This is a genomic window from Streptomyces sp. BBFR25 (assembly GCF_044590125.1).
Classification (GTDB): Bacteria; Actinomycetota; Actinomycetes; order Streptomycetales; family Streptomycetaceae; genus Streptomyces; species Streptomyces canus_D.
In genome coordinates this window covers 4,060,081-4,082,999 of sequence record NZ_CP172447.1, presented here as the reverse complement: position 1 = coordinate 4,082,999, position 22,919 = coordinate 4,060,081, and the positions used below count along the sequence as shown (strand labels likewise).

At 69.7% G+C, this 22,919-nt stretch carries 17 protein-coding genes and 6 tRNA genes; 12 read left to right on the top strand and 11 right to left on the bottom strand.

The features are described 5' to 3' along the window. Positions 1-58 precede the first annotated feature (58 nt). The 6 genes from ACGH52_RS18490 to ACGH52_RS18465 form a co-directional block, all read right to left on the bottom strand. Positions 59-133 (bottom strand) — tRNA-Asp (locus ACGH52_RS18490). Positions 134-250: 117 nt separating this feature from the next. Then, positions 251-4,210 carry an ATP-dependent RNA helicase HrpA gene (hrpA, locus tag ACGH52_RS18485; RefSeq protein WP_399940753.1) on the bottom strand — a complete coding sequence of 1,320 codons (3,960 nt, stop codon included), beginning with the start codon at positions 4,208-4,210 and terminating at the stop codon, positions 251-253. 115 nt (positions 4,211-4,325) lie between these two features. Further along, positions 4,326-4,399: transfer RNA gene (locus tag ACGH52_RS18480), tRNA-Phe, on the bottom strand. Between the two features lie 24 nt (positions 4,400-4,423). Further along, positions 4,424-4,498, bottom strand: a tRNA-Asp gene (locus ACGH52_RS18475). A gap of 34 nt (positions 4,499-4,532) precedes the next feature. Continuing rightward, a tRNA-Glu gene (locus tag ACGH52_RS18470) sits at positions 4,533-4,605 on the bottom strand. An 80-nt stretch (positions 4,606-4,685) separates the two neighbouring features. Then, on the bottom strand, positions 4,686-6,320 hold the full coding sequence (locus ACGH52_RS18465) for a metallophosphoesterase (RefSeq protein ID WP_399940750.1): 1,635 nt from the start codon (positions 6,318-6,320) through the stop codon (positions 4,686-4,688). Positions 6,321-6,391: 71 nt separating this feature from the next. Here ACGH52_RS18465 and ACGH52_RS18460 point away from each other — a divergent pair, with 71 nt between their 5' ends. The 5 genes from ACGH52_RS18460 (at position 6,392) to ACGH52_RS18440 (ending at position 11,683) form a co-directional block, all read left to right on the top strand. Continuing rightward, a complete protein-coding gene (locus ACGH52_RS18460) occupies positions 6,392-6,742 on the top strand; it encodes a metallopeptidase family protein (protein ID WP_011029427.1) in 351 nt (116 codons plus the stop codon). Between the two features lie 96 nt (positions 6,743-6,838). Beyond that, the gene (locus ACGH52_RS18455) at positions 6,839-7,393 is read left to right on the top strand and encodes a hypothetical protein (RefSeq protein ID WP_399940747.1); all 555 of its coding nucleotides are present in this window, start codon (positions 6,839-6,841) and stop codon (positions 7,391-7,393) included. Positions 7,394-7,628: 235 nt separating this feature from the next. After that, on the top strand, positions 7,629-9,836 hold the full coding sequence (locus tag ACGH52_RS18450; protein WP_399940744.1) for a DEAD/DEAH box helicase: 2,208 nt from the start codon (positions 7,629-7,631) through the stop codon (positions 9,834-9,836). Between the two features lie 129 nt (positions 9,837-9,965). Beyond that, entirely contained in the window at positions 9,966-11,501 is a 1,536-nt protein-coding gene (locus ACGH52_RS18445; protein ID WP_210977432.1) for an amino acid permease, read from the top strand. Positions 11,502-11,610: 109 nt separating this feature from the next. After that, positions 11,611-11,683 (top strand) — tRNA-Lys (locus ACGH52_RS18440). A 129-nt stretch (positions 11,684-11,812) separates the two neighbouring features. Here ACGH52_RS18440 and ACGH52_RS18435 read toward each other — a convergent pair. The 3 genes from ACGH52_RS18435 to ACGH52_RS18425 all read right to left on the bottom strand — a co-directional run bounded on the left by ACGH52_RS18435 (position 11,813) and on the right by ACGH52_RS18425 (position 13,379). Continuing rightward, positions 11,813-12,262: a DUF6907 domain-containing protein gene (locus tag ACGH52_RS18435; RefSeq protein ID WP_210977431.1), complete on the bottom strand. Its 450-nt coding sequence runs from the start codon at positions 12,260-12,262 to the stop codon at positions 11,813-11,815. Between the two features lie 61 nt (positions 12,263-12,323). Next, positions 12,324-12,980 carry a hypothetical protein gene (locus ACGH52_RS18430; RefSeq protein ID WP_399940740.1) on the bottom strand — a complete coding sequence of 219 codons (657 nt, stop codon included), beginning with the start codon at positions 12,978-12,980 and terminating at the stop codon, positions 12,324-12,326. A 102-nt stretch (positions 12,981-13,082) separates the two neighbouring features. Next, entirely contained in the window at positions 13,083-13,379 is a 297-nt protein-coding gene (locus ACGH52_RS18425) for a hypothetical protein (protein WP_115743256.1), read from the bottom strand. Between the two features lie 577 nt (positions 13,380-13,956). Between ACGH52_RS18425 and ACGH52_RS18420 the strand changes: the two genes are divergently transcribed. Together ACGH52_RS18420 and ACGH52_RS18415 are read left to right on the top strand one after the other, a co-directional pair. Further along, on the top strand, positions 13,957-17,277 hold the full coding sequence (locus tag ACGH52_RS18420; RefSeq protein WP_399940736.1) for a type ISP restriction/modification enzyme: 3,321 nt from the start codon (positions 13,957-13,959) through the stop codon (positions 17,275-17,277). A gap of 471 nt (positions 17,278-17,748) precedes the next feature. Further along, complete coding sequence (locus ACGH52_RS18415) at positions 17,749-18,288, top strand: hypothetical protein (protein ID WP_121701605.1); 540 nt, start codon at positions 17,749-17,751, stop codon at positions 18,286-18,288. Here the strand turns inward: ACGH52_RS18415 and ACGH52_RS18410 are convergent. Continuing rightward, the gene (locus ACGH52_RS18410) at positions 18,238-18,942 is read right to left on the bottom strand and encodes a CatB-related O-acetyltransferase (protein ID WP_193777546.1); all 705 of its coding nucleotides are present in this window, start codon (positions 18,940-18,942) and stop codon (positions 18,238-18,240) included. The genes ACGH52_RS18415 and ACGH52_RS18410 overlap by 51 nt on opposite strands. Before the next feature lie 101 nt (positions 18,943-19,043). On the opposite strand from ACGH52_RS18410, the gene ACGH52_RS18405 reads away from it, so the two are divergent. Genes ACGH52_RS18405 through ACGH52_RS18395 form a run of 3 tightly spaced genes read left to right on the top strand, consistent with a single transcriptional unit; the run spans position 19,044 to position 20,478 of the window. After that, complete coding sequence (locus tag ACGH52_RS18405; RefSeq protein ID WP_210977426.1) at positions 19,044-19,667, top strand: TetR/AcrR family transcriptional regulator; 624 nt, start codon at positions 19,044-19,046, stop codon at positions 19,665-19,667. A 43-nt stretch (positions 19,668-19,710) separates the two neighbouring features. Continuing rightward, on the top strand, positions 19,711-20,088 hold the full coding sequence (locus ACGH52_RS18400) for a hypothetical protein (protein WP_399940731.1): 378 nt from the start codon (positions 19,711-19,713) through the stop codon (positions 20,086-20,088). Between the two features lie 6 nt (positions 20,089-20,094). Beyond that, a complete protein-coding gene (locus ACGH52_RS18395) occupies positions 20,095-20,478 on the top strand; it encodes a hypothetical protein (RefSeq protein ID WP_121701608.1) in 384 nt (127 codons plus the stop codon). Here the strand turns inward: ACGH52_RS18395 and ACGH52_RS18390 are convergent. Beyond that, on the bottom strand, positions 20,459-21,418 hold the full coding sequence (locus ACGH52_RS18390; protein WP_399940728.1) for a MerR family transcriptional regulator: 960 nt from the start codon (positions 21,416-21,418) through the stop codon (positions 20,459-20,461). The two genes, ACGH52_RS18395 and ACGH52_RS18390, sit on opposite strands and share 20 nt — an antisense overlap. A gap of 130 nt (positions 21,419-21,548) precedes the next feature. On the opposite strand from ACGH52_RS18390, the gene ACGH52_RS18385 reads away from it, so the two are divergent. Then, entirely contained in the window at positions 21,549-22,679 is a 1,131-nt protein-coding gene (locus tag ACGH52_RS18385; RefSeq protein WP_399940725.1) for a dihydrofolate reductase family protein, read from the top strand. A 67-nt stretch (positions 22,680-22,746) separates the two neighbouring features. Beyond that, a tRNA-Met gene (locus ACGH52_RS18380) sits at positions 22,747-22,820 on the top strand. Positions 22,821-22,919 lie beyond the last annotated feature (99 nt).

Here is a 22,919-nt window from a genome sequence, read left to right as displayed (position 1 = left end):
AGCACGACGGGAGCACAACGAGAGGCCCGCACCAATCGGTACGGGCCTCTCGTTACTGCGGTCCTGACGGGATTTGAACCCGCGGCCTCCACCTTGACAGGGTGGCGAGCACTCCAAACTGCTCCACAGGACCAGGTTTCGCGGCGCTTGTGCTGCGTTGCGCTGCGAGAAGAGACATTACAGGAGGGTGGGCCGCCGGTCGAACTCACCCTCCGTGCAGGCTCGGTCACGGCTTCGGTCGCGGCTTCGGTCAGGGCGCGAGGGCGTCGATGGCCTTCACGATCCGCTTGTCGGAGACGGGGTACGCCGTGCCCAGCGCGTGGGCGAAATAGCTGACCCGCAGCTCCTCGATCATCCAGCGGATCTCCAGGACCTGCTGCGGCACCGGCCGGCCCTGCGGCATCTGCTCCAGCAGCCACGCGTACTCGTCCCGCATCTCGTGGACCTTCTCCATACGGGAGGTGTCGCGCTGCACGCCGGTCGGCATCTGCTGCAGCCGGCGGTCCGCGGCGACCAGGTAGCGCATGAGGTCGGGCAGCCGCTTGATCCCGGCCTCCGTGACGAAGCCCGGCTTCACCAGCGCGTCCAGCTGCCCCCGCACGTCCTGGAGGTTCGCCAGCAGCGCGGGGCTGCGCACGGCTTTCAGACGGCGCTCGCAGGCCTGCCAGGCCGCCAGCACCTGCTGCACCTGGCCCACCGTGCGGACGGTCGTGTCGACGATGTCCGCGCGGACCTTGTCGTAGAGCTTCCGGTACGACTCCTCGTCCCACGCCGGGCCGCCGAAGTCCGCGATCAGCTTGTCCGCCGCCGCCATGGCGCAGTCGTCGAACAGCGCCTGGATCGAACCGTGTGGATTCGCGGACAGGCCCAGCTTCTGCTGGTTGGTCAGCTTCTCGGACGCGAACTTCGCCGGGTTGACCGGGATGTTGCGCAGGATCAGCCGCCGCGTGCCCTTCCACATCGCCTGCGCCTGCTCGGCCTCGGTGTCGAAGAGGCGGACGGAGACGGTGTCGGCCTTCGGCCCGTCGTCGACCAGCGCCGGGTACGCCTTCACCGGCTGACCGGCCCGGCGGGTCTCGAAGACCCGGGTCAGTGTGCCGATCGTCCAGTCCGTCAGCCCGGAGCGTTCCAGGGATTCGCCGCCGCTGCGCTCCGCGGTGGCCGCCGCGGCCTGCGAGAGCGCCTTGCGCGCCTTCGGGCGCAGCCGGAGCTTCAGCGCCTCCAGGTCCTTGTCCTCGGCCAGCTTGCGACGGCGCTCGTCGACGATCCGGAACGTGATCTTCAGGTGGTCGGGGACCTTCGACCAGTCGAAGTCCTCGGCGTCGAACGGCACCCCCACCATGCGCTTCAACTCCCGCGCCATGGTCACCGTCAGCGGCTCCTGAAGGGGTACCGCACGGTCCAGGAACGCCTGGGCGTAGTTCGGCGCGGGCACGTAGTTGCGCCGGACCGGCTTGGGCAGGGAGCGGATCAGCTCCGTGACGACCTGCTCGCGCAGGCCCGGGATCTGCCAGTCGAAGCCCTCGTCCGTGACCTGGTTGAGCACCTGGAGCGGCACGTGCACGGTGACGCCGTCGGCGTCCGCACCCGGCTCGAACTGGTACGTCACCCGGAACTTCAGCGGACCCTGCCGCCAGGAGTCCGGGTAGTCGTCCTTGGTGACCGCCCCCGCCTTCTCGTTGATGAGCATCTCGCGCTCGAAGTCGAGGAAGTCGGGCTGCTCGTGCCGCTTGTGCTTCCACCACGAGTCGAAGTGCGCACCCGAGACGACGTGTTCGGGCACCCGCTGGTCGTAGAAGTCGTACAGCGTCTCGTCGTCGACCAGGATGTCCCGGCGCCGCGCCCGGTGCTCCAGCTCCTCGACCTCCGTCAGGAGCTTGCGGTTGTCGGCGAAGAACTTGTGGTGCGTGCGCCAGTCGCCCTCCACCAGGGCGTTGCGGATGAACAGCTCGCGGCTGACCTCGGGGTCGATCCGTCCGTAGTTCACCTTGCGCTGGGCCACGATCGGCACGCCGTACAGCGTGACCTTCTCGTACGCCATCACGGCCGCCTGGTCCTTCTCCCAGTGCGGCTCGCTGTAGGTGCGCTTGAGGAGGTGCCCGGCGAGCGGCTCCACCCACTCCGGTTCGATCTTCGCGTTGACGCGGGCCCAGAGGCGGGAGGTCTCCACCAGCTCGGCGGACATCACGAAGCGCGGGGGCTTCTTGAAGAGCGCCGAGCCGGGGAAGATCGCGAACTTGGCGTTCCGGGCGCCCAGGTACTCGTTCTTCGAGCCTTCCTTGACGTCCTTCATGCCGACGTGGGAGAGGAGACCGGCCAGCAGGGACACGTGCACCCGGTCGTCGGGCGCGGGGTGCTCCTCGTCGTTGAGGTGGATGCCCATCTGCTTGGCGACCGTGCGCAGCTGGGTGTAGATGTCCTGCCACTCGCGGATGCGCAGGAAGTTGAGGTACTCCTGCTTGCACATCCGGCGGAAGGACGACGAGCCGCGTTCCTTCTGCTGCTCGCGCAGGTACCGCCAGAGGTTGAGGAAGGCGAGGAAGTCGCTGCTCTCGTCCTTGAACCGGGCGTGCTGCTGGTCGGCCTGGGCCTGCTTCTCCGCCGGGCGCTCGCGCGGGTCCTGGATGGACAGCGCCGCCGCTATGACCATGACCTCGCGGACACAGCCGTTCTTGTCCGCCTCCAGCACCATCCGGGCCAGCCGCGGGTCCACGGGCAGCTGGGCGAGCTTGCGGCCGGTGTCGGTCAGCCGCTTGCGTACGTCCTTCTGCGCCGGGTCGAGCGCGCCCAGTTCCTGGAGCAGCTGCACACCGTCGCGGATGTTGCGGTGGTCCGGGGGGTCGATGAAGGGGAACTTCTCGATGTCGCCGAGGCCGGCCGCGGTCATCTGGAGGATGACGGAGGCGAGGTTCGTCCGGAGGATCTCCGCGTCCGTGAACTCCGGCCGCGCGTCGAAGTCGTCCTCGGAGTACAGCCGGATGCAGATGCCGTCGGACGTACGGCCGCAGCGGCCCTTGCGCTGGTTGGCGCTGGCCTGCGAGATCGGCTCGATGGGCAGCCGCTGCACCTTGGTGCGGTGGCTGTAGCGGGAGATGCGGGCGAAGCCCGGGTCGATGACGTACTTGATGCCCGGGACGGTCAGGGAGGTCTCGGCGACGTTGGTCGCGAGGACGATCCGGCGTCCGGTGTGCTGCTGGAAGACACGGTGCTGCTCGGCGTGCGAGAGCCGCGCGTACAGCGGGAGCACTTCCGTGAATCTGTAGTTCTTCTTCTCCAGCGCGTCCGCCGTGTCGCGGATCTCCCGCTCGCCGGAGAGGAAGACGAGGATGTCGCCCTTGCCCTCGCCCATCAGCTCCTCGACGGCGTCGGTGATCGCCGTGATCTGGTCCCGGTCGGCGTCGTCGCCGTCCTCCTCCAGGAGCGGCCGGTACCGCACCTCCACGGGATACGTCCGCCCGCTGACCTCGATGATCGGGGCATCGCCGAAGTGCCGGGAGAAGCGCTCGGGGTCGATGGTCGCCGAGGTGATGACGACCTTGAGGTCGGGGCGCTTGGGCAGCAGCTGGGAGAGGTAGCCCAGCAGGAAGTCGATGTTGAGGGACCGCTCGTGGGCCTCGTCGATGATGATCGTGTCGTAGGCGCGCAGCTCGCGGTCGGTCTGGATCTCGGCGAGCAGGATGCCGTCCGTCATCAGCTTGATGAAGGTGGACTGCGGATTCACCTGGTCGGTGAAGCGCACCTTCCAGCCGACGGTCTCCCCGAGCGGCGTGTCCAGCTCGTCCGCGACCCGCTCGGCGACGGTGCGCGCGGCGATCCGGCGCGGCTGGGTGTGCCCGATCATGCCGCGGAGGCCGCGGCCCAGCTCGACACAGATCTTCGGGATCTGGGTGGTCTTGCCCGACCCGGTCTCACCGGCGACGATCACGACCTGGTGATCACGGATGGCCGCCGCGATCTCGTCCTTCTTCTGGCTGACCGGGAGCTGCTCGGGGTAGCTGACGGCCGGCACACGCGCCCGGCGTTCACCGATGCGCTGCTCGGCCTTGGCCACCTCGGTCTCGATCTCGGCGAGAACGGCGGCGCGGGCCTCCGGCTTGCGGATCTTCCGCGCACCCTCGAGCCTGCGGCCGAGCCGGTGCGCGTCGCGCAGGGACAGCTCGGTCAGCCGGGGGGCGAGGGTGCCGAGCGCGGGGGCAGGATGCGTAGACATACGGCTTCCAGGATCTCATCCTCGGGAAAATCCTGGCGAACGCTTTTGCCGCGGCCGCAGGCAAGCCGCCGCGGCATACAACAAGACCCCGGTCCGAGGATCGGGGTCTGTGCTGTGGCTGGGGCCGGGGTCGAACCGGCGACCTATCGCTTTTCAGGCGATCGCTCGTACCAACTGAGCTACCCAGCCGCGAGGTTTCACGTGAAACCTCAGCGGTCCTGACGGGATTTGAACCCGCGGCCTCCACCTTGACAGGGTGGCGAGCACTCCAAACTGCTCCACAGGACCAAGCTTCGTACGACAGTGTCGCACATGTACTGCGTGCCCCCAACGGGATTCGAACCCGTGCTACCGCCTTGAAAGGGCGGCGTCCTAGGCCGCTAGACGATGAGGGCTATCGGCCCGCCTGGGCGCTTCGCAGCGCGTCGGGGACGTGAGAAGCATATGGGATGGCGGGAGGTATCGCCAAAACGGTTTACGGAGTGCTGGGGGCGGGGCTGCTCGGAGCGGTGGGGGTGCCGGAGGGGGAGGGGCCGGTGCCGGAGGGGGTCGGGGTGGCGCCCGGCTGGTTCTCCTTCGGCAGATGGCGGCTGACCTCGGCCGTCGTCAGGCCCAGGCCACCCAGCCGGATCTCGTCCCAGGCCTGGAGGCGCCGGCTGTCCCGGTCGAAGTAGAGGATCGACGCCTGGATCGGGTCGGGGTACTTGCCCTCGACCGCGCGCAGCCCGCTGCCGCCGGTGGAGCCCTCGACGCGCAGCCGGGTGCCGTACTTCATGACCTCCATGTCCTCGTGGTGCAGGTGCCCGGCGAGCACCAGCGGGACGTCGCCGTCGACCTCGCGGGCGGCGGACGGCTCGTGGGCGATGGCGATGTCCACGGGGGTGCCGGCGGCGCGCTGGTCGCGCAGGGCGGAGGCGAGGCGGGCGCCGGCCAGTTCCTGGGAGGCCTCGGCGCCGTCCGCCTTCGAGCGGTCGGGGGTGTACTGCGGGTCGCCCATCCCGGCGAAGCGCAGGCCGGCGACGGTCCGGGCACGGCCGTCGTCCAGGACGTGCACGTTCTTCAGGTGCTTCAGGTACTCCTGGGTGCCGCGGGAGTCGTGGTTGCCCCGGACCCAGACGTAAGGGGCGCCGAGGTCCTCGATGGGGTCCAGGAAGCCGTTCTCCGCGGCCGTGCCGTGATCCATCGTGTCGCCGGAGTCGACGATCACGTTCACCTTGTACTGCTGCACCAGCGAGGCGATGATCTTCCAGCTCGCCGGATTCAGGTGGATGTCCGACACGTGCAGCACGCGGATCGTGGTCGGGTCGGGCTGGTACGCGGGGAGCGTCGAGGTGACGTCGTAGAGCTTGGTCACGTTGGTCACCAGGCGGGCCAGCTCCTTCTGGTAGACGTCGAACTCGGTCACGATGCTGCGCGCGTTGCCGACCAGGGAGGGCGCGGAGGACAGCAGGCCGGAGAACTTCGGTTCCAGGACGGAGTCGGGGTTCCAGGTGGCGTAGGCGGTGCCGCCGGAGGCGACCAGGAGGCTGAGCGCCAGCCCGCCCGCGCCCAGGGCGCGCCGGGGGCGGCGGTAGACGGCGAGGCCGAGCGCGGTGGCGCCGGTGACGACGGCCACGCAGGAGCGGACGGCGAGGTCGAGGGTGCCGTGCTCGACGTCCTGGGCGACCTCGTCCTGGAGGCCGGAGAGGCGTTCGGGGTGGTCGACGAGGGCCTGGGCGCGGGCGGGGTCCAGCTGGTCGACGTTGACGTCGAGGCGGACCGGGGCGACGTGGCTGTCGAGCTGGAGGGCGCCCAGCGGCGAGACGTTGATCTTCGTGCCGCCGGCCAGCGAGGGGCGCAGGGTCATCGTCGTGTCCATGGGCCCGACCGGGACCCGGACGTTGCCGACGACCAGCAGCCCCAGCCAGGCGCCGAGCACGACGACGGCGACGAGGCCGGCGGCACGGGACCAGGGTCGGGAGCGGGTGGCGAGTTCGGGGGTGGCGGACGGGGGCCGGTTCCGGCGGGTGAGCCGGTCGCGGAGTCGGCGGGTGAGGATGCGCGGGGCGTTGCGGATGGGGTTCATCACCTCGGCCAGGGCGTGCAGGGCTGCGGCGGGGACGCGGGCCATTGGTCCCGTATGCCCGGGGCCCGGGGCGGATATGCGGGTCGTACTCCACGGTCGTACCCGACAATGGGTCTGTGCTGGAGATGACGCGCGAGGAGTTCGAGGAACTGGTCGCCGAGGCCCTGGACCGGATCCCGCCGGAGCTGACGCGGCTGATGGACAACGTCGCGGTGTTCGTCGAGGACGAACCGCCGGCGGACGATCCCGAGCTGCTCGGGCTGTACGAGGGAACGCCGCTGACGGAGCGCGGGGAGTGGTACGCGGGCGTGCTGCCGGACCGGATCACCATCTACCGGGGGCCGACGCTGCGCTTCTGCGCGACGCGGGAAGACGTCGTGGCCGAGACCGAGGTGACGGTCGTTCACGAGATCGCCCACCACTTCGGGATCGACGACGCGCGGCTGCACTCCCTCGGGTACGGGTGACGCGCCCGGGTCAAGTCCGCCTCGCCGGGCGCGTGTCCTCATGTGGGTGACGGGAGTTGGGCACGTCGACTCCTTGACCCCCGGAGGTGGCCGCCCGTGCGCCCCTTGTACGTACCCGTCCGTCTGGCCGCCACCGCCCTGGCCGTAGCCGCTGCCGCCGGCTGCATGAGCGTCGGCGACGACGAGTCCGGCGGGGGCGCCAGGCCCTCGCACTCCGCCGGGGAGCGGGGCGGCGAGGCGCCCGGGGGCGGCCCAGCGGTCTCCGGAGGCAACGCCGGGTACGACGCGGCGGTGGCCGACGACGGGCACGGCAAGGGGAAGAAGGCGAAGGCCAAGGGCAAGGGCAAGGGCGACGGCAAGGGGAAGAGCGGCGGCGGCGAGGGCAGGGCCGGGGCCGCCTCGGAACCCCCGGCCGCGCACCCGACCGGGGCTCCGCCGCCGAACGGCGGGAACCACGGCCCCGAGCCCACGCGGACGCCCCCGGCGGAGCCCACCCGGACGGCCGAGCCGGAGCCGACGCGGACCGCGGAGCCGCCCGCCTCCCCGACCCCGGAGCCGACGGTGGCCGAGCCGTCCTCGTCGGCGCACGAGCCTCCCGGGACCCAGCTCGAACAGCGGGAGCCGGCCCCGGCGGCCGGGACCCCGGCGTAGGACGGACGGGCCGCTGAGCTGGGCAAGTGCCGCCGGTTTGCGTTCAGGGGTGGGGGGTGCGTATGGTGGTAGATCGTTTGATCCCATTTGCCCGGCGCCACCGCAGAGCGCGCCGTGTGGCGCGTACTCTCCCCTTGCCGTGGTGGACCGCATCGAGGCGGTCGTATTGCGAATCGCGATTCACGGAGTTGACGGGCGCGTGCCGACGAGAGACTCCGGAAGGTTTCGCATTCGCATGTCCATGACCAGTACTGACCACGTCGTCGTGCCCGAGAACGCCGAGGGCGTCGAGGGTGCGCTGGAGGCCGTCGAGGCCGTAGACGCCTCCACGACCACCGAGGCCACGGAGCCCGCGAAGGCTCCCGAGCCGACGTTCGCCGACCTCGGTCTGCCCGAGGGCGTCGTGCGCAAGCTCGCCCAGAACGGCGTGACCACCCCCTTCCCGATCCAGGCCGCGACCATTCCGGACGCGCTGGCGGGCAAGGACATCCTCGGCCGGGGCCGCACCGGCTCCGGCAAGACCCTCTCCTTCGGTCTGCCGACCCTGGCCACGCTGGCCGGCGGCCGCACCGAGAAGCACAAGCCCCGCGCCGTCATCCTCACCCCGACCCGCGAGCTGGCCATGCAGGTGGCCGACGCGCTCCAGCCGTACGGCGACGTCCTCGGCCTGAAGATGAAGGTCGTCTGCGGCGGCACCTCGATGGGCAACCAGATCTACGCCCTCGAGCGCGGCGTCGACGTCCTGGTCGCCACCCCGGGCCGGCTGCGCGACATCATCAACCGCGGCGCCTGCTCCCTGGAGAACGTGCAGATCGCGGTCCTCGACGAGGCCGACCAGATGTCCGACCTGGGCTTCCTGCCCGAGGTCACCGAGCTGCTCGACCAGGTGCCCGCGGGCGGTCAGCGGATGCTCTTCTCCGCCACCATGGAGAACGAGATCAAGACCCTCGTCGACCGGTACCTGAAGGACCCGGCCCTGCACGAGGTGGACGCGGCCCAGGGCGCGGTGACGACCATGTCGCACCACATCCTGGTCGTGAAGCCCAAGGACAAGGCGCCGGTCACCGCGGCCATCGCCTCCCGCAAGGGCCGCACCATCATCTTCGTCCGCACCCAGCTGGGCGCCGACCGCGTCGCCGAGCAGCTGCGCGACGCCGGTGCCAAGGCGGACGCGCTGCACGGCGGCATGACCCAGGGCGCGCGCACCCGCACGCTGGCCGACTTCAAGGACGGCTACGTCAACGTCCTGGTCGCCACCGACGTCGCCGCCCGCGGCATCCACGTCGACGGCATCGACCTGGTCCTGAACGTGGACCCGGCCGGTGACCACAAGGACTACCTGCACCGCGCCGGCCGCACCGCCCGCGCGGGCCGCACCGGCACGGTCGTCTCGCTGTCCCTGCCGCACCAGCGCCGCCAGATCTTCCGGCTGATGGAGGACGCGGGCGTCGACGCCACGCGCCACATCATCCAGGGCGGCGCCGCCTTCGACCCCGAGGTCGCCGAGATCACCGGTGCCCGGTCGATGACCGAGGTCCAGGCCGAGTCGGCGGGCAACGCGGCGCAGCAGGCCGAGCGCGAGGTCACCCAGCTCACCAAGGAGCTGGAGCGGGCCCAGCGCCGTGCCACCGAGCTGCGCGAGGAGGCCGACCGCCTGGTCGCCCGGGCAGCGCGGGAGCGCGGCGAGGACCCGGAGACGGTGCTGGCCGAGGTGGCCGCCGCGTCGTCCGAGGCCGAGGTCTCGCTGCCCGAGCAGCCCGGCGCCCGGGACGTGGAGAAGACGGAGCGCGGCGGCAACGACCGCGAGCGCTCGTACGAGCGTCGTGACGACCGTGGCGGCTTCCGCCGTGACGACCGCGGTGACCGTGGCGGGCGCTCGTTCGAGCGCCGGGACGACCGCGGTGACCGTGGTGGCCGTTCGTTCGAGCGTCGTGACGACCGTGGTGGCAGTGGCCGCTCGTTCGACCGTCGTGACGACCGTGGCGGCTTCCGCCGTGACGACCGCGGTGACCGTGGTGACCGTGGCGGGCGTTCGTTCGAGCGTCGTGACGACCGTGGTGGCAGTGGCCGCTCGTTCGACCGTCGCGACGACCGGCGTGACGACCGCGGTGGCCGCTCCTTCGAGCGTCGTGATGACCGCGGTGACCGTGGTGGCCGTTCGTTCGAGCGTCGCGACGACCGTGGTGGCAGCGGCAGTGGCAGTGGCCGCTCGTTCGACCGTCGTGACGACCGCGGTGGCTTCCGCCGTGACGACCGCGGCGAGCGCGGCGGACACCGTGGCAGCGACCGTCCGTTCAACCGCGACCGCCAGGGCGACCGCCCCGGCTTCCGCTCCGGCGGCCACGACCGTCCGTACGGCCGCCGCGACGACCACCGCGGTGACCACCGTGGCTCGTCCTTCGGCCGCCGTGACGACAAGCCGCGCTGGAAGCGCAACGGCTGACGCCTGAACAGCTGAGACGCGCCGTGGCCTCCGCCCCACCGGGTGGAGGCCACGGCGCTTCGCGTTGCGGTCCGGTTTCGGCCACGGAGTGACGCATGTCACGCCTGCAGCTAGGGAATTGCTGGGGGCATGACAGATGACGCCAAGGCGAGTGGGCTGTCGGACGAGGAACGGCTGGCCCAGCTCGGCTACACCCAGGTTCTGGCCCGCCGCATGTCGGCGTTCTCCAACTACGCGGTCTCCTTCACGATCATCTCGGTCCTGTCGGGCTGCCTGACCCTCTACCTCTTCGGCATGAACACGGGCGGCCCCGCCGTCATCACGTGGGGCTGGGTCGCCGTCGGCCTGATGACCCTCTTCGTCGGCCTGGCGATGGCCGAGATCTGCTCGGCGTACCCGACCTCGGCGGGCCTGTACTTCTGGGCGCACCGCCTGGCACCCCCGCGCACGGCGGCGGCCTGGGCCTGGTTCACGGGCTGGTTCAACGTGCTGGGCCAGGTCGCGGTCACCGCGGGCATCGACTTCGGCGCCGCGTCCTTCCTGGGCGCCTACCTGAACCTGCAGTTCGACTTCGAGGTGACCCCGGGCCGCACGATCCTCCTCTTCGCCGCGATCCTGATCCTCCACGGCCTCCTCAACACCTTCGGCGTCCGCATCGTCGGCCTGCTGAACAGCGTGAGCGTGTGGTGGCACGTCCTCGGCGTCGCGGTCATCGTCGGCGCGCTGACGTTCGCGCCGGACCACCACCAGTCGGCGTCCTTCGTCTTCGGCGAGTTCGTGAACAACACGGGCTGGAGCAGCGGGGCGTACGTCGTCCTCATCGGTCTCCTGATGGCCCAGTACACCTTCACCGGCTACGACGCCTCCGCCCACATGACCGAGGAGACGCACGACGCGTCCACGGCCGGCCCGAAGGGCATCGTCCGCTCCATCTGGACCTCCTGGATCGCGGGCTTCGTCCTCCTCCTCGGCTTCACCTTCGCCATCCAGTCCTACGACGGCGCCCTGACGTCCCCGACCGGCGCGCCGCCCGCCCAGATCCTGCTCGACGCCCTCGGTGCGACGGCGGGCAAACTGCTGCTCCTCGTCGTCATCGGGGCGCAACTCTTCTGCGGAATGGCGTCGGTGACGGCCAACAGCCGCATGATCTACGCCTTCTCCCGGGACGGCGCGCTGCCGTACTCCCACATCTGGCACTCGGTGAACCCGCGCACCCGCACCCCGGTCGCGGCGGTCTGGCTGGCGGCGCTGGCCGCGCTGGTCCTCGGCCTCCCGTACCTCATCAACGTCACGGCGTACGCCGCGGTGACCTCGATCGCGGTCATCGGCCTCTACATCGCGTACGTCATCCCGACCCTGCTGCGTGTCCGCAAGGGTGCCGCCTTCGAACGCGGGCCGTGGCACCTGGGCCGCTGGTCGCAGCCGGTGGGCGTGGTCGCGGTGACGTGGGTCTGCGTCATCACGGTCCTGTTCATGCTGCCCCAGGTCTCCCCGGTCACCTGGGAGACCTTCAACTACGCGCCCGTCGCCGTCCTGGTCGTCCTGGGCTTCGCCGCCACCTGGTGGCTGGCCTCGGCCCGGCACTGGTTCCTCAACCCCGACCACGAACGCACCCGCGCCCGCGCCGCCGCCCGGGCGAGCACCCCCGAGCCGGTGGACCCGTAGCCCAGGACCCCCCGACGCGGCCGTGACCCCGATACCCGATCGGCGTCCCGGCGGCGTCGGGCTATGCTCGGTGTGGCAACATCACGCAGCACCGCGCGACACAACGCCTGGGCCCTTAGCTCAATTGGCAGAGCAGTGGACTTTTAATCCATTGGTTGTGGGTTCGAGTCCCACAGGGCCTACCGAGGTCAGGGCCGTTTTGTGGCTCTGACCAGCAGTTTCGTGGCCCCGACCAGTCCTCCTGGCCGGGGCCACGCCATGTGTGGAGTCCGTCTGCGTGAGCGGGTGTGCCAACAGGCAGCGGGGCTTGTTCAGTCACTGCGTCCCTTCTTGGGGTCCGCCGCCGCACGCGTGGTCTCCTTGGTGCCATCGAAGGCGTTGGTGAGACCGTCGAGGCGGTCGGCAAGTTCCCGGAGTCGATCCGCGTGTGCCATGAGGGAGTCGGAGAGGCGGCGCAAATCGTTGGAACTGTGCGGGTGCCAGTCGCCATCCATCTCGACGTTAATGAAGGGGGCGTGACCGGGTGGGCACTCGGTGAAGGGGCGATGTTCGAAGCATGCACGCAGAACCACAGGCGTGCCACGGCTCGTTGATACTGTGAATTCGTAGTCAGGGCTCGCGTGCGTGATGTCGACGCGGTAGCCGCCGGGCTGATGCTCTGTCTCGCTTCCGGTACACCAGTCGGGCTCCCAGACGGTGACGGGCCCGTGGTCGCACGTGGGGACAGTTACTGTCCGGGACGAGTTGTCATGATCCGGCATGAGCGCGTTCCTTGGTTCGCTGGTCATCGGCCCAGGCCGGCATTTGGGTGACGACTCCGGCTCAGTCTTCGTTCAGGAGTTCAGCCGCGGCCTTCGGATCCATGAGGGTCGACCAGGCTTGCTCGGCGGGAAGAAGGGGGCGGCTGGGGAGGGCGTACTCGGGGTACCAGGCGGTGGGGTCGCAGCCGGGGACATGGCGCAGGATGACCGCGATGAGGTCGTCGGGTACGGAGCCGGTGATGCGCACCGCAGCATAGGTCTCATGGCCGTCGTCGGCGCGTACGAGGATGCCCAGGCGGAAAGCGGGAAAGTCGGCGGCGTGTTCATGCCCGTCGTGCAGTGATCCACGAGCCAGCTCCCGGACAGCCGCAGCGAGATCGCGGACGAGCCGGGCACCGGCCTCGAGTTGGTAGCGATCACGGTCGTTCTGGTCAGGGAGGAGACGCCCGACGTACGTCGTGGTGCTCAGAGGCTGGCGGTTGTTGGCGTTGTAGTGGGCTCGTGCGGCCCTCGCGGTCGTCTCCAGGGCTGAGTAGAAGTCGTCCGGTGAACCGTCCTCGCGTTGCCCGGCAGCGATGAGCCAGGGCAGATCCTCGTCGGTCCAGACCGCTCCGCGCCAGCGTTGAACCTTGACTTTGAAGAGGACCTCATCATCGATCGAGCGGATGCGCTCATGCCCGGCCCCGTCGTCGGCGAAGTGTTCCCGGGCCTTGGACAAGATCGGATGATCCAGTTCGTCGAGCGGTTCCCGGGCTGACGGTAGCGGTAGTTTCAAGTCCTCGCGGAGCGCGCGGAGGGTAGGTCGAGCGGGCCGCACGGATCAGTCGTCCTCGCCTACTCCGCCGAGTTCCTTGATCCGCTCTGGTGACAGTCCGGTGAGCAGCGAGACGCTCGATTCCACGGATCCGTCCAGCTTGCGCATCTTCTCCAACATGCTGGCCCGAACCTCCTCACGGCGGATCTCCAAGTAGGTTCGGACGGCCTCGGCGACCAGGTCCTTCTTAGTCATCCCCAGAAAATGGGCGCCGTCCGCGATCAGCTCGTCTATGGCTGCATCGACCTTCAACGGAGCGGTCGTACGGGTTGTCCGACCGCGGGCTTCCTCTGTGATTCTCATGCTCACACCCTCTCTGGTACCAAAAGGTACTCCTATTCTTCTCTGCTCGCGAGCGTTGATTGGATAGTGAAGGGCTCAGGCCGTCGTCCGGGGCAGGAGGAGGTGACCGCCGCGGTCGCTGTCGTCGACATCAGCAATCTGTCCCCCCGCGCCACGCTCGGACGCAGACGTAGACGACAGACTGCACGCGGTAGATCGAGTGGTCCGCCAAGTCGGGAAGCAGCACTGATCATGCGACTTCGACATGCAGCTGCGTCTGTGCGGGGGATGGCTGTTCCGCGACGGACGGGCTACCCGGCAGTGGGAGTGGGCGCTGCCGCACCTGGCTGGCTTCCACACCCGGCGTGATGGCCCGCGGGTCGAGCCGGAAGGTGAGCTGGTGTAGCCGTCGCAGGACGATGGCATTAGTGCTTCCGTGCGCCCCCGCATGCACCCTCCAGGCACCCCGCGCTCCCCTCCTACGGTCGTGCAACAGCGAGGGCCGGAAAAGTCCGGCCCCGACGGGGAGCACGGTGCGGCAGGTGACCGCACTGACTTGACGTCGGCCGGATCTGCCCGCCTTGGGGATGGGGGCGGTATGGGGTCCCGTCGCAGGATCGATGACAGCTTCGAGCAGGCAGTACAGGCCGCCGTGTCGACGTTCGGGGCGGAGGTCACGCCAAAGCTGAGAGGCGGTGGGTGGCAGGAAGACCAGCTCCGGGGACCGCTGGAGAACATGATCCGGTCCATATGCCGTGGCTTGGGTCTGGACGTCACGCTCATTGGCGAAGTCCCGCTTGTCGACATGGGAGCCCGCCCTGACTATGCCGTTGAGGTCGGAGGCGCCCTCGTCGGTTACATCGAGCTCAAGAAGCCGGGCACCCAGGCCGACCCGTCCGTCTACACAGGCCGCAACGCCGAACAGTGGGCAAAACTACGGCTGCTCAACAACGTTCTGCTCTGTGACGGGAACGAATTCTCCGTCCACCAAGAGGGCCAACGGGTTGGTGAAGTGGCCCACTTGAAGGGCTCGGTTCTCACCTCTGGATCCCGGCTTACCCCCGCCGACGGGACACTCGCGCGGGTGCTACGCGAATTCCTGACCTGGGAGCCGCAGACACCTCGCACCACGAGTCAGCTCATCCGAGCAGTCGCCGGGCTATGCCAACTTCTGTCGGAAGAGGTCGGAGAAGCGATCGCACAGGAGAAGAGCCGGCGACGTCCACCGGCATTCACGACACTCGCCAAGGACTGGCGACACCTGCTGTTTCCGGAAGCAACCGACGCTCAGTTCGTCGAGCAATACGGTCAGGCAGTGGTGTTCGCACTGCTGCTCGCCAGGGTGGAGGAGATCAATTTCGAAGGCGAAACTGTGCATGAGATCGCCACGAAGCTCGGCAAGAAGCATTCGTTGATGGGGCAGGCCCTGGATGTCTTGGCCGGCGACTCTGTTGCTGGCCTGTCCACCACGCTGAACACATTGCTTCGTGTCATCGGCGCGGTCAGATGGGATGTGCTGGACGATGGCACCGGGGACGCCTACTTCCTGCTGTACGAACACTTTCTCCAGATCTACGACCCGGACCTGCGGATACGCACAGGCTCGTACTACACACCGCGTGGCGTCGTCTCGGCCATGGCCCGGCTCGTCGAGGACGTCCTGAAGCGGGAGGGTTTCCGTATCCCGTCCGGCTTCGCTTCTCCCGATGTGGTCCTTGTCGACCCAGCCATGGGCACCGGCACCTTCCTCCTGTCGGCGCTGGAGCTGGCCGCCGAGACCATCACCGAGGCGGAGGGTCCAGGCGCGGTGGGCCCACGTTTGCGAGAGATGGTGGGACGTCGGCTGGTTGGTTTCGAGATGCAGGTCGGTCCGTTCGCTGTCGCGGAACTACGCATGCACGCCATGCTCAAGCAGTACGGGTCCGCAGCCCCCGCCCGGGGACTCAGGCTGTTGGTGGCTGACGCCCTGGACAGCCCGACAGCCGAGTTCAACTGGATCCCTCACACCTACCGGGCGCTCGCGGAATCCCGCCGGCAGGCCAACCAGGTCAAGCGGGACGAACGTGTCATGGTCGTCATGGGCAACCCGCCTCACGACGCCGTGAAACGGGGCGCTGGCAAGTGGGTGGAACGAGGGGAGCCCGAGGCGGACATCCCGGCCCCGCTGGGGGCCTTCCGGCAACCCGGCAACGGCAGGTACGAGTCGAAAATCGCCAACCTCTACGTCTATTTCTGGCGCTGGGCCACCTGGAAGGTCTTCGACGCACACGACGACGTGCCATTCGGTGTGGTCGCGCTGATCACGCCGAAGGCATGGCTCAAGGGGCGGGCGTTCGCCGGAATGCGGCGTTATCTACGCGAAACCGCCGACGAAGGCTGGATCGTCGACCTGTCCCCGGAGGGCCACCGCGCGGATGTCGCGACCCGGATCTTCCCTGAGGTCGCCCAGGAATTGTGCATCGCGATCTTTGTGCGGTGGCGGGACAGCCCCAGGCCACGGACAGACCAGCAGACTGCAAAGGTAAGACACCTCAAGGTCGGCGGGCGCAAGGACGAGAAGATCGAACGCCTGACGACACTCAGGCTCGACGACCCCGAATGGCGCGAGTGCGCCACGGGTGAGACGGATGCCTTTCTGCCACCCGGCAGCGACCTGTGGGAGTCCTGCCCGCAGCTGAGAGATCTGATGCCGTGGTCGTCTCGTGGCGTCACGCCCGGGCGCATGTGGGTCTACGCGCCGGACGAGGACACACTTCATAAACGGTGGCAGCGCTTACTCGCCGCGGATACCGAGAGACGCGCCGAGATGCTCGGACGCTCTGGTGAGCGAGCACCTTCAGACAATGTCCCGCCCCTGCCAGGAGTTGAGTCTCACGGGCGGATACCGCTCGCCGCCGAGCACAGGACAAACCCTCAAACGGTGCGCATTGGGTTCCGCTCGTTCGACCGGCAATACGTCTTGCCGGACAGCCGATTGATGGAGCGAGGCAGAGCGGACCTTTGGCGAGTTCGCAGCGACCGCCAGATCTACACCGTTGAGCAGAACGCCCATCCGGTGGTCAACGGTCCGGCACTGGTCTTCAGCGCCCTCATCACCGACATGGACTATTTCAACAACCGCAGCGGTTGTGCCCGTCCCCTCTACCGCAACGCCGCCGGCACGCTGCCCAACGTCATGCCCGGTCTGCTCCCCCTGCTCGCCGGGCGGCTCGGCATACCGGTCGTCGCCGAAGACCTGCTGGCCTACATCGCCGCGATCGCGTCCCACCCGGAGTACACGGCTCGATTCCAAGAGGACCTCGAAGTCCCCGGCGCGCGGATACCCCTCACCGTTGACCTTTGCTTGTGGGAGCAGGCAGTTGCCATCGGCCAACGAGTCCTGTGGCTACACACCTATGGCGAGCGGTACGTCGACGAGACGGCCGGGAGGCCGTACGGCAGGGTGCTGCTACCACGCGACCGCCCTCGATGCGTCGAGGAGATCCCGGACGATGCGGAAGCCATGCCGGAGAAGCTGGCGTACGACCCCGTGACACAGGACCTGTGGGTCGGCAGCGGACGGATCAGTCCGGTGCCTCGCGCGGTCCGGGAGTACGAAGTGTCCGGGATGAACGTTCTCGACAAGTGGTTCGGCTACCGACGGAGGAACCCCGCCGGCAAGCGACGCCTCGAACTGGACCACGAGGTAGCTCCGCGCTGGCTTCCCTCATGGACAACGGAGCTGCTGGAGTTGCTGAATGTCCTGGGCCTGCTCGTGCGAGAGGAGCCAGCACAGGCCGATCTCCTAAATGATGTGTGCGCGGGCCCACTGATCACGGTGACGGACCTGACCACAGCGGGGATCCTCCCTGTTCCCGCAGAGGCAACCAAGGCGCTGAAGGCAACATCGGACGCGGGCGACGCACTATTCGATCTGTAAGCGAAGGAGCGGCCGCCGAACCACGTGCAACTGGTCCAAGTCGTCGCGAACCTGCGACTCGACTCGACCCGATCGGGCACGAGTCCGCTCCCACCCCGGAGCATGCTGGGACTGCGAGCGCCAGAAGCAGTAGCGCCGCACCTACATCGCTGCTGAACGTGCTGCTCAGCCGACCTCTTCTGCGTGAGCGATGCGTGAGCGGACGGAACCGCACAGGCCATCACCGAGAAGACCGCGTCACGAGTCACATCAGTCCTGACCAGGTGGTTCCGGACACCGAAGAACCGTCCGGAACCCCCTAGCAAGCTTTGGCCAGGACTTTTAATCCATTGGTTGTGGGTTCGAGTCCCACAGGGCCTACTCGTCGGACCCCAGCTCACAGTAGGAATGAGCTGGGGCCCTGTCCGTTTCCGACGCACTCTCCTCCTTCTCCCTTGAGAGCGAAGACGATCTGTTCTAGACAGGGCGCTCGTGAACGAGAACACGACCGCCGTGCTGGCGGCTTTCATAGGAGTCGCCGGTGCCCTGGGCGGAGCCTTCATGGGCGCCTGGATGCAGCGGCGCGCCACCCTGGAGCAGATCGCGGCCCAGGAGAGGGCCGAGCAGCGCGGTCAACTCCGCACCGACCGCCGCGCTTCCTACGCGGAGGTCATGGACGCCGCCGAGCGGTTCATCGCTTCCCTCGACGACATCGTGGCGGCCCGGCGTGCGGGTGCGGGGGCGCCGGGCTCGGCAGGCGGGTGGGAGCAGATGCGCGAGGAGAGCCAGGCGGCCATGAGGATGCTGCGCCGCGCGATCTGGAACGTGCGGGTGGCCGGTCCGGAGGACATGGCCGACCTCGCGAAGGGGATCTACGACGTGAACATGCGCCGCTTCGAGATCGCGTTCGACCGAGCCCTCACCTTCGAGGAGATGGACGAGCGGCTCGACCGCAAGAACGCCGAGTTCCGGCAGGAGCGCTCACGGTTCGTCGCGGGGGCCCAGCGGCTGCTCGGCAACGGCGGAACCTGAGGTCGGTCGGTGCTGGACCGCGGCCGCCTGCTCCAGCTCCGCGACGGTGCCCGACATGATCGTCCGTACGTGCTGGGTGATGTGCTCCACGGGCCAGTCCCACCAGGCCACCGCGAGCAGCCGGGCGATGTCCCGCTCCTCGTGGCGCGTGCGGATCAGGCGGGCCGGGTTGCCGCCGACGATGCCGTAGTCGGGCACGTCGCTCGTCACCACGGCCCCGGTGGCGACGATCGCGCCGTGGCCGATGCGGACGCCGGGCATCACGGTGGCGCCGTTGCCGAACCAGACGTCGTTGCCCACCACCGTGTCCCCGGGGTTCGGCAGGCCGGTGAGCAGGTCGAAGTGCTCGGCCCAGGAGCCGCCCATGGTGGGGAAGGGGAAGGTGGACGGGCCGTCCATGCGGTGGTTGGCGCCGTTCATGATGAACCGGGTGCCGGTCCCCAGGGCGCAGAACTTCCCGATCACCAGCTTCTCGGGCCCGTAGTGGTACAGCACGTTGCGGGTCTCGAAGGCGGTCGCGTCGTCCGGATCGTCGTAGTAGGAGAACGCGCCGACCTCGATCAGCGGGGACCGCACCAGGGGCTTGAGCAGCACGACCCGGGGCTGCTCGGGCATCGGGTGGAGCACGGTGGGATCGGCGGGGAGAGCGGGCATCGGCAAGGCGGATCCTCTCGGCGGACCACTAGTGCGACAGTTGTAGCATTAAGAGAGTGGCACGACACCGCCCCATCGATCAACCGGACAGTGGATCGCCGATGACAGACCCGACACCGGACCGCCGGCCGGGCGGCCGTACCGCCCGCGTCCGCGCGCAGGTCCTCGACGCGGTGCGCGCCGAACTCGCCGAGACCGGTCACGAAGGACTCACCGTGGAGGGCGTCGCCGCCCGCGCGGGGGTCCACCGCACCACGGTCTACCGGCGCTGGCGCGACGTGGGCGGGCTCCTCGTCGACGTCATCGACGCCGCCGGGGAGACGGACTGGCAGCCGCCGGACACCGGCTCCCTGCGCGGCGACCTGACGGCCCTCAACCGGGAGATCCAGGAGTCCCTCGTCGTACGGCCGTCCCTCGCCGTCGCCCTGATGGCCGCGTCGTTCCACTCCGAGCAGGCCGCGCGGGCCCAGACGAGGCTGTGGGCGGACCGGTACGCGCAGTGCGAGATCCTCGTGGAGCGCGCCGTCGAACGGGGCGAACTCCCCGCACGGGACATGGGCGTGGACGCCCGCGGTCTGCTGATCGCCGCCACGGCGCCGCTCTACCACCAGGTGGTCCTCCTGCGCGCCGATCCCGACCCGCTGCTCCCGGAACGAGCGGCGGAGACCGCGGTGCTGGCGGCCGCCGCCGGCGCCTTCTCCGTACGCCGGGCAGAGGGTGCCTGACGGGGGAGGGGGGCCGTGGGACCGGCCGGTAGAGTCCTCCGGCATGAGCACAACTCCGCGTGATGCAGCCCGGGTTGACCTCAGCCCGCGCCGAGTCACCCCGCGTCGCCTCGGCGCCGCCGCCGCGGTCTACGGCGTGTTCGTCGCGGGCTGGTATCTGGGGCAGCCCGTGATCCCCGACTGCAGGGTCGACCAGGCCGCGCTCGACCGGCGGGCCGAACATGCGGGGCACGTAGCGGTCTCCACGTCCCCGCCCGTGTCCGGCCCCATGTCGAAACCATCGGTGATTCCGCTGGACGGCATGCGCGAGGACACCCGCGGCATCCACACCCTGACGGTCACCATCCACTCCGTCACCTGCGACAACGATACGAGCGAACGCCCCCGCCTCCGAGCCTGGTTCGACGGCGACTGGAGGTAGAGCGGTATGCCCGCCTGGATAACCCTGCGCCGCCTCGGCGTCGTCACGACGCTGTACGCCGTGTTCCTGGCCGGATGGTGGCTGGGTGAGCCGGTGCGGTCCGACGACTGCCTGGAGGACCGGCCGATCGCCGGATCCGAAGCTCGCCCCGCGCCGGTGGAACCGGCCGATCCCGGCCGGTACTTCGAGAACCTCGGCCTCGTCTCGGGTCTCCTCGACTGGGCCGACGACATGGACGGCTCCCGCGACGGTGAGTACGGCCCCGGCGACCGCGGATACGAGCTGCGGTACGGGTCGGGGCCGTACGCCGCGTCCGGCGCGGACCACACCTTCTGCTACTACACCAAACGCGCCCGCCTGCTCGCGTGGCTCAACGGCGACTGGAGCTGACCCGTCCCCGTCGGCGAAGTGCCCGCGCCATCCAGGGCTGGAAGGGCAGGTGACCGGGGACGATCTGCCAGTCGTTGACGGTCCACACCAGGCGCCAGTAACGCTCGACGAGCGGGTCGTGTCCCGCCTCGAACCGCTCGGCCAGCCACTCCCGCAGCTCCGGGCCGTCCGGGCGGTCGAGTACGGCGGCGAAATGCGCCACGACGACGTCGACGACCGGGGTGGCCTCGTCGCCCTCCGGGTCGATGCCCGCAGCCCTGGCCTCGGCGACGGCCTGCCGTACGAAGGGGATGAGGTCCGCCACCGCCTCGGGGGCCGCCTCCGGCAACACGTCCTCGTCGGCGGGCGGGAGGGCCGTACGGGCCATGCGCCCGCGGAACTCGTCGTCGGCGACGAGTTCGGCCAGCTCCACCCACGCGGCGAGCTGGGCGTCGGAGGGGTCGTCGGGGAGTTCGGGCAGGGCGGCGCGCAGGGCGGCGGCGGCGTCGCGGGCCTGCGGCGTGCCGGCCTCCAGCGCGGCGATGAAGTCGGCGACCACGCGCCGTCGTTCCTCGGAGGTGAGGCGGGTGAGCCGGTGCATGAGAACTGTCTCCTCGGGGCTGGAGCCGCGACGGGCAACGAGCCGCAGCATGCTGTGCCGCAGCCGCAGCGCGCGGATCTGCAGGGCGGTGGCGTCGGCGTGCGCGGCGGCGACGTCGGCGACGGAGAGGCCGCCGTCCAGGACGTGCCGGACCGTGGTGAGGCCGACGCCCAGTTCCCGCAGCACGCAGACGAGGCGGAGCCGGTCGAGGGCCGCGTCGTCGTAGCGGCGGTACCCGGCCGGGGTGCGGTCCGTGGGCGGCAGCAGTCCGGTGTCCGAGTAGAACCGGATCGTCCGTACGGGCACGCCGGTACGGGCCGACAGTTCACCGATCGAGTGCGGGGGCGTCGTGCCGTTCATGAGCCCACCCTGCGGTCTCCAGCCACTGGAGGGTCAAGCCGTACGCGGCGCTCCCCGCTCATGACCGACAATGGCGGCACTCCACGCCCAGCCCGTCCGCTCACCCTGCCCGTCCCACCGGAGTGCCGCCATGCCCCTCCCGCACGTCCTCCTCTCCGCCGCCGTCTCCCTCGACGGCTACCTGGACGACACCGGCCCCGAACGGCTGCTGCTCTCCTCGCCCGCCGACTTCGACCGGGTCGACGAGGTGCGGGCGTCGGCCGACGCGATCCTGGTCGGGGCCGGGACGATCCGGGCCGACAATCCGCGGCTGCTGGTGAACTCGGCCGAGCGGCGGGCGGCGCGGGTCGCGGACGGGCGGGCGGAGTACCCGCTCAAGGTCACCGTCAGCGGCAGCGGCGAACTGGACCCGGCGGCGCGGTTCTGGCACACGGGCGGGGAGAAGGTGCTGCTGACCACGGACGACGGCGCCCGGCGGGCCCGCGCGCTCGGGATCGGTGCCGATGTGGTGTCCCTGGGGCCGGACCTCGACTGGCACGCCGCGCTGGAGTACCTGCACGACCGGCGCGGGGTGCGGCGGCTCATGGTCGAAGGGGGCGGCACCGTGCACACCCAGCTGCTCCAGCAGGGACTCGCCGACGAGCTGCACCTCGTCCTCGCGCCGCTGTTCGTCGGGGACCCGGCCGCACCCCGGCTGTTCGGACCCGGCGCCTACCAGGGCGGGCGGCTCGCGCTGGTCGAGACGCGGCGGATCGAGGACGTCGTGCTGATGCGGTACCGGCCCACCGCACCCGGTACCGGCGACCGGGTCGCCGCCGCCGACCGGCACTGGCTGGCGCTCGCCTGCGAGCTGGCCGCGCTGTGCCCGCCGTCGGACACCGCCTTCAGCGTGGGGGCGGTCGTGGTCGCCGCCGACGGGAGCGAGCTGGCGCGGGGACACTCCCGGGAGGGCGGTGATCCGGTCGTGCACGCCGAGGAGGCCGCGCTCGCCAAGGTCGATCGAGCCGACCGGCGGCTCGCGGGCGCCACCGTGTACAGCAGCCTGGAGCCCTGTGCCCGCCGCGCCTCCCGGCCGGCCCCCTGCGCCCGGCTGATCCTCGACGCCGGGGTGCGCCGGGTCGTCACGGCCTGGCGGGAGCCGGACACCTTCGTGGCGGGGGCGGACGGGAGCGGGGTGCTCGCCGCGGGGGGCGCCGCCGTCGTCGTACTGGCCGAGTACGCGGAGCGGGCGAAGGCGCCGAACCGCCATCTGGAGGGGTAGGGAGCGGGTCGGGAGATACCGATGTGCATTCCGGTCCCGGGATGACGTACAGTGGTGAACACAACGACGCGGGGTGGAGCAGCTCGGTAGCTCGCTGGGCTCATAACCCAGAGGTCGCAGGTTCAAATCCTGTCCCCGCTACTGAAGGCCGAGGGCCGGAATCCGAAAGGGTTCCGGCCCTCGGTGCGTTTCGGCAGGCGCTCCGTGTCATCCGGTCGGCCCCTCACCGCTCGCCGCCCG

Bases quoted from the DNA above. Each gene is read 5' to 3' on its own strand.
- ACGH52_RS18400 (WP_399940731.1), top strand. From the start codon at position 19,711: ATGAGCACAACTCCGCGTGATGCAGCCCGGGTTGACCTCAGCCCGCGC.
- ACGH52_RS18435 (WP_210977431.1), bottom strand. From the start codon at position 12,262: ATGCCGGATCATGACAACTCGTCCCGGACAGTAACTGTCCCCACGTGC.
- ACGH52_RS18450 (WP_399940744.1), top strand. From the start codon at position 7,629: ATGTCCATGACCAGTACTGACCACGTCGTCGTGCCCGAGAACGCCGAG.
- ACGH52_RS18410 (WP_193777546.1), bottom strand. From the start codon at position 18,942: ATGCCCGCTCTCCCCGCCGATCCCACCGTGCTCCACCCGATGCCCGAG.
- ACGH52_RS18420 (WP_399940736.1), top strand. From the start codon at position 13,957: ATGGGGTCCCGTCGCAGGATCGATGACAGCTTCGAGCAGGCAGTACAG.
- hrpA (WP_399940753.1), bottom strand. From the start codon at position 4,210: ATGTCTACGCATCCTGCCCCCGCGCTCGGCACCCTCGCCCCCCGGCTG.
- ACGH52_RS18405 (WP_210977426.1), top strand. From the start codon at position 19,044: ATGACAGACCCGACACCGGACCGCCGGCCGGGCGGCCGTACCGCCCGC.
- ACGH52_RS18390 (WP_399940728.1), bottom strand. From the start codon at position 21,418: ATGAACGGCACGACGCCCCCGCACTCGATCGGTGAACTGTCGGCCCGT.
- ACGH52_RS18465 (WP_399940750.1), bottom strand. From the start codon at position 6,320: ATGGCCCGCGTCCCCGCCGCAGCCCTGCACGCCCTGGCCGAGGTGATG.
- ACGH52_RS18445 (WP_210977432.1), top strand. From the start codon at position 9,966: ATGACAGATGACGCCAAGGCGAGTGGGCTGTCGGACGAGGAACGGCTG.
- ACGH52_RS18425 (WP_115743256.1), bottom strand. From the start codon at position 13,379: ATGAGAATCACAGAGGAAGCCCGCGGTCGGACAACCCGTACGACCGCT.
- ACGH52_RS18385 (WP_399940725.1), top strand. From the start codon at position 21,549: ATGCCCCTCCCGCACGTCCTCCTCTCCGCCGCCGTCTCCCTCGACGGC.
- ACGH52_RS18395 (WP_121701608.1), top strand. From the start codon at position 20,095: ATGCCCGCCTGGATAACCCTGCGCCGCCTCGGCGTCGTCACGACGCTG.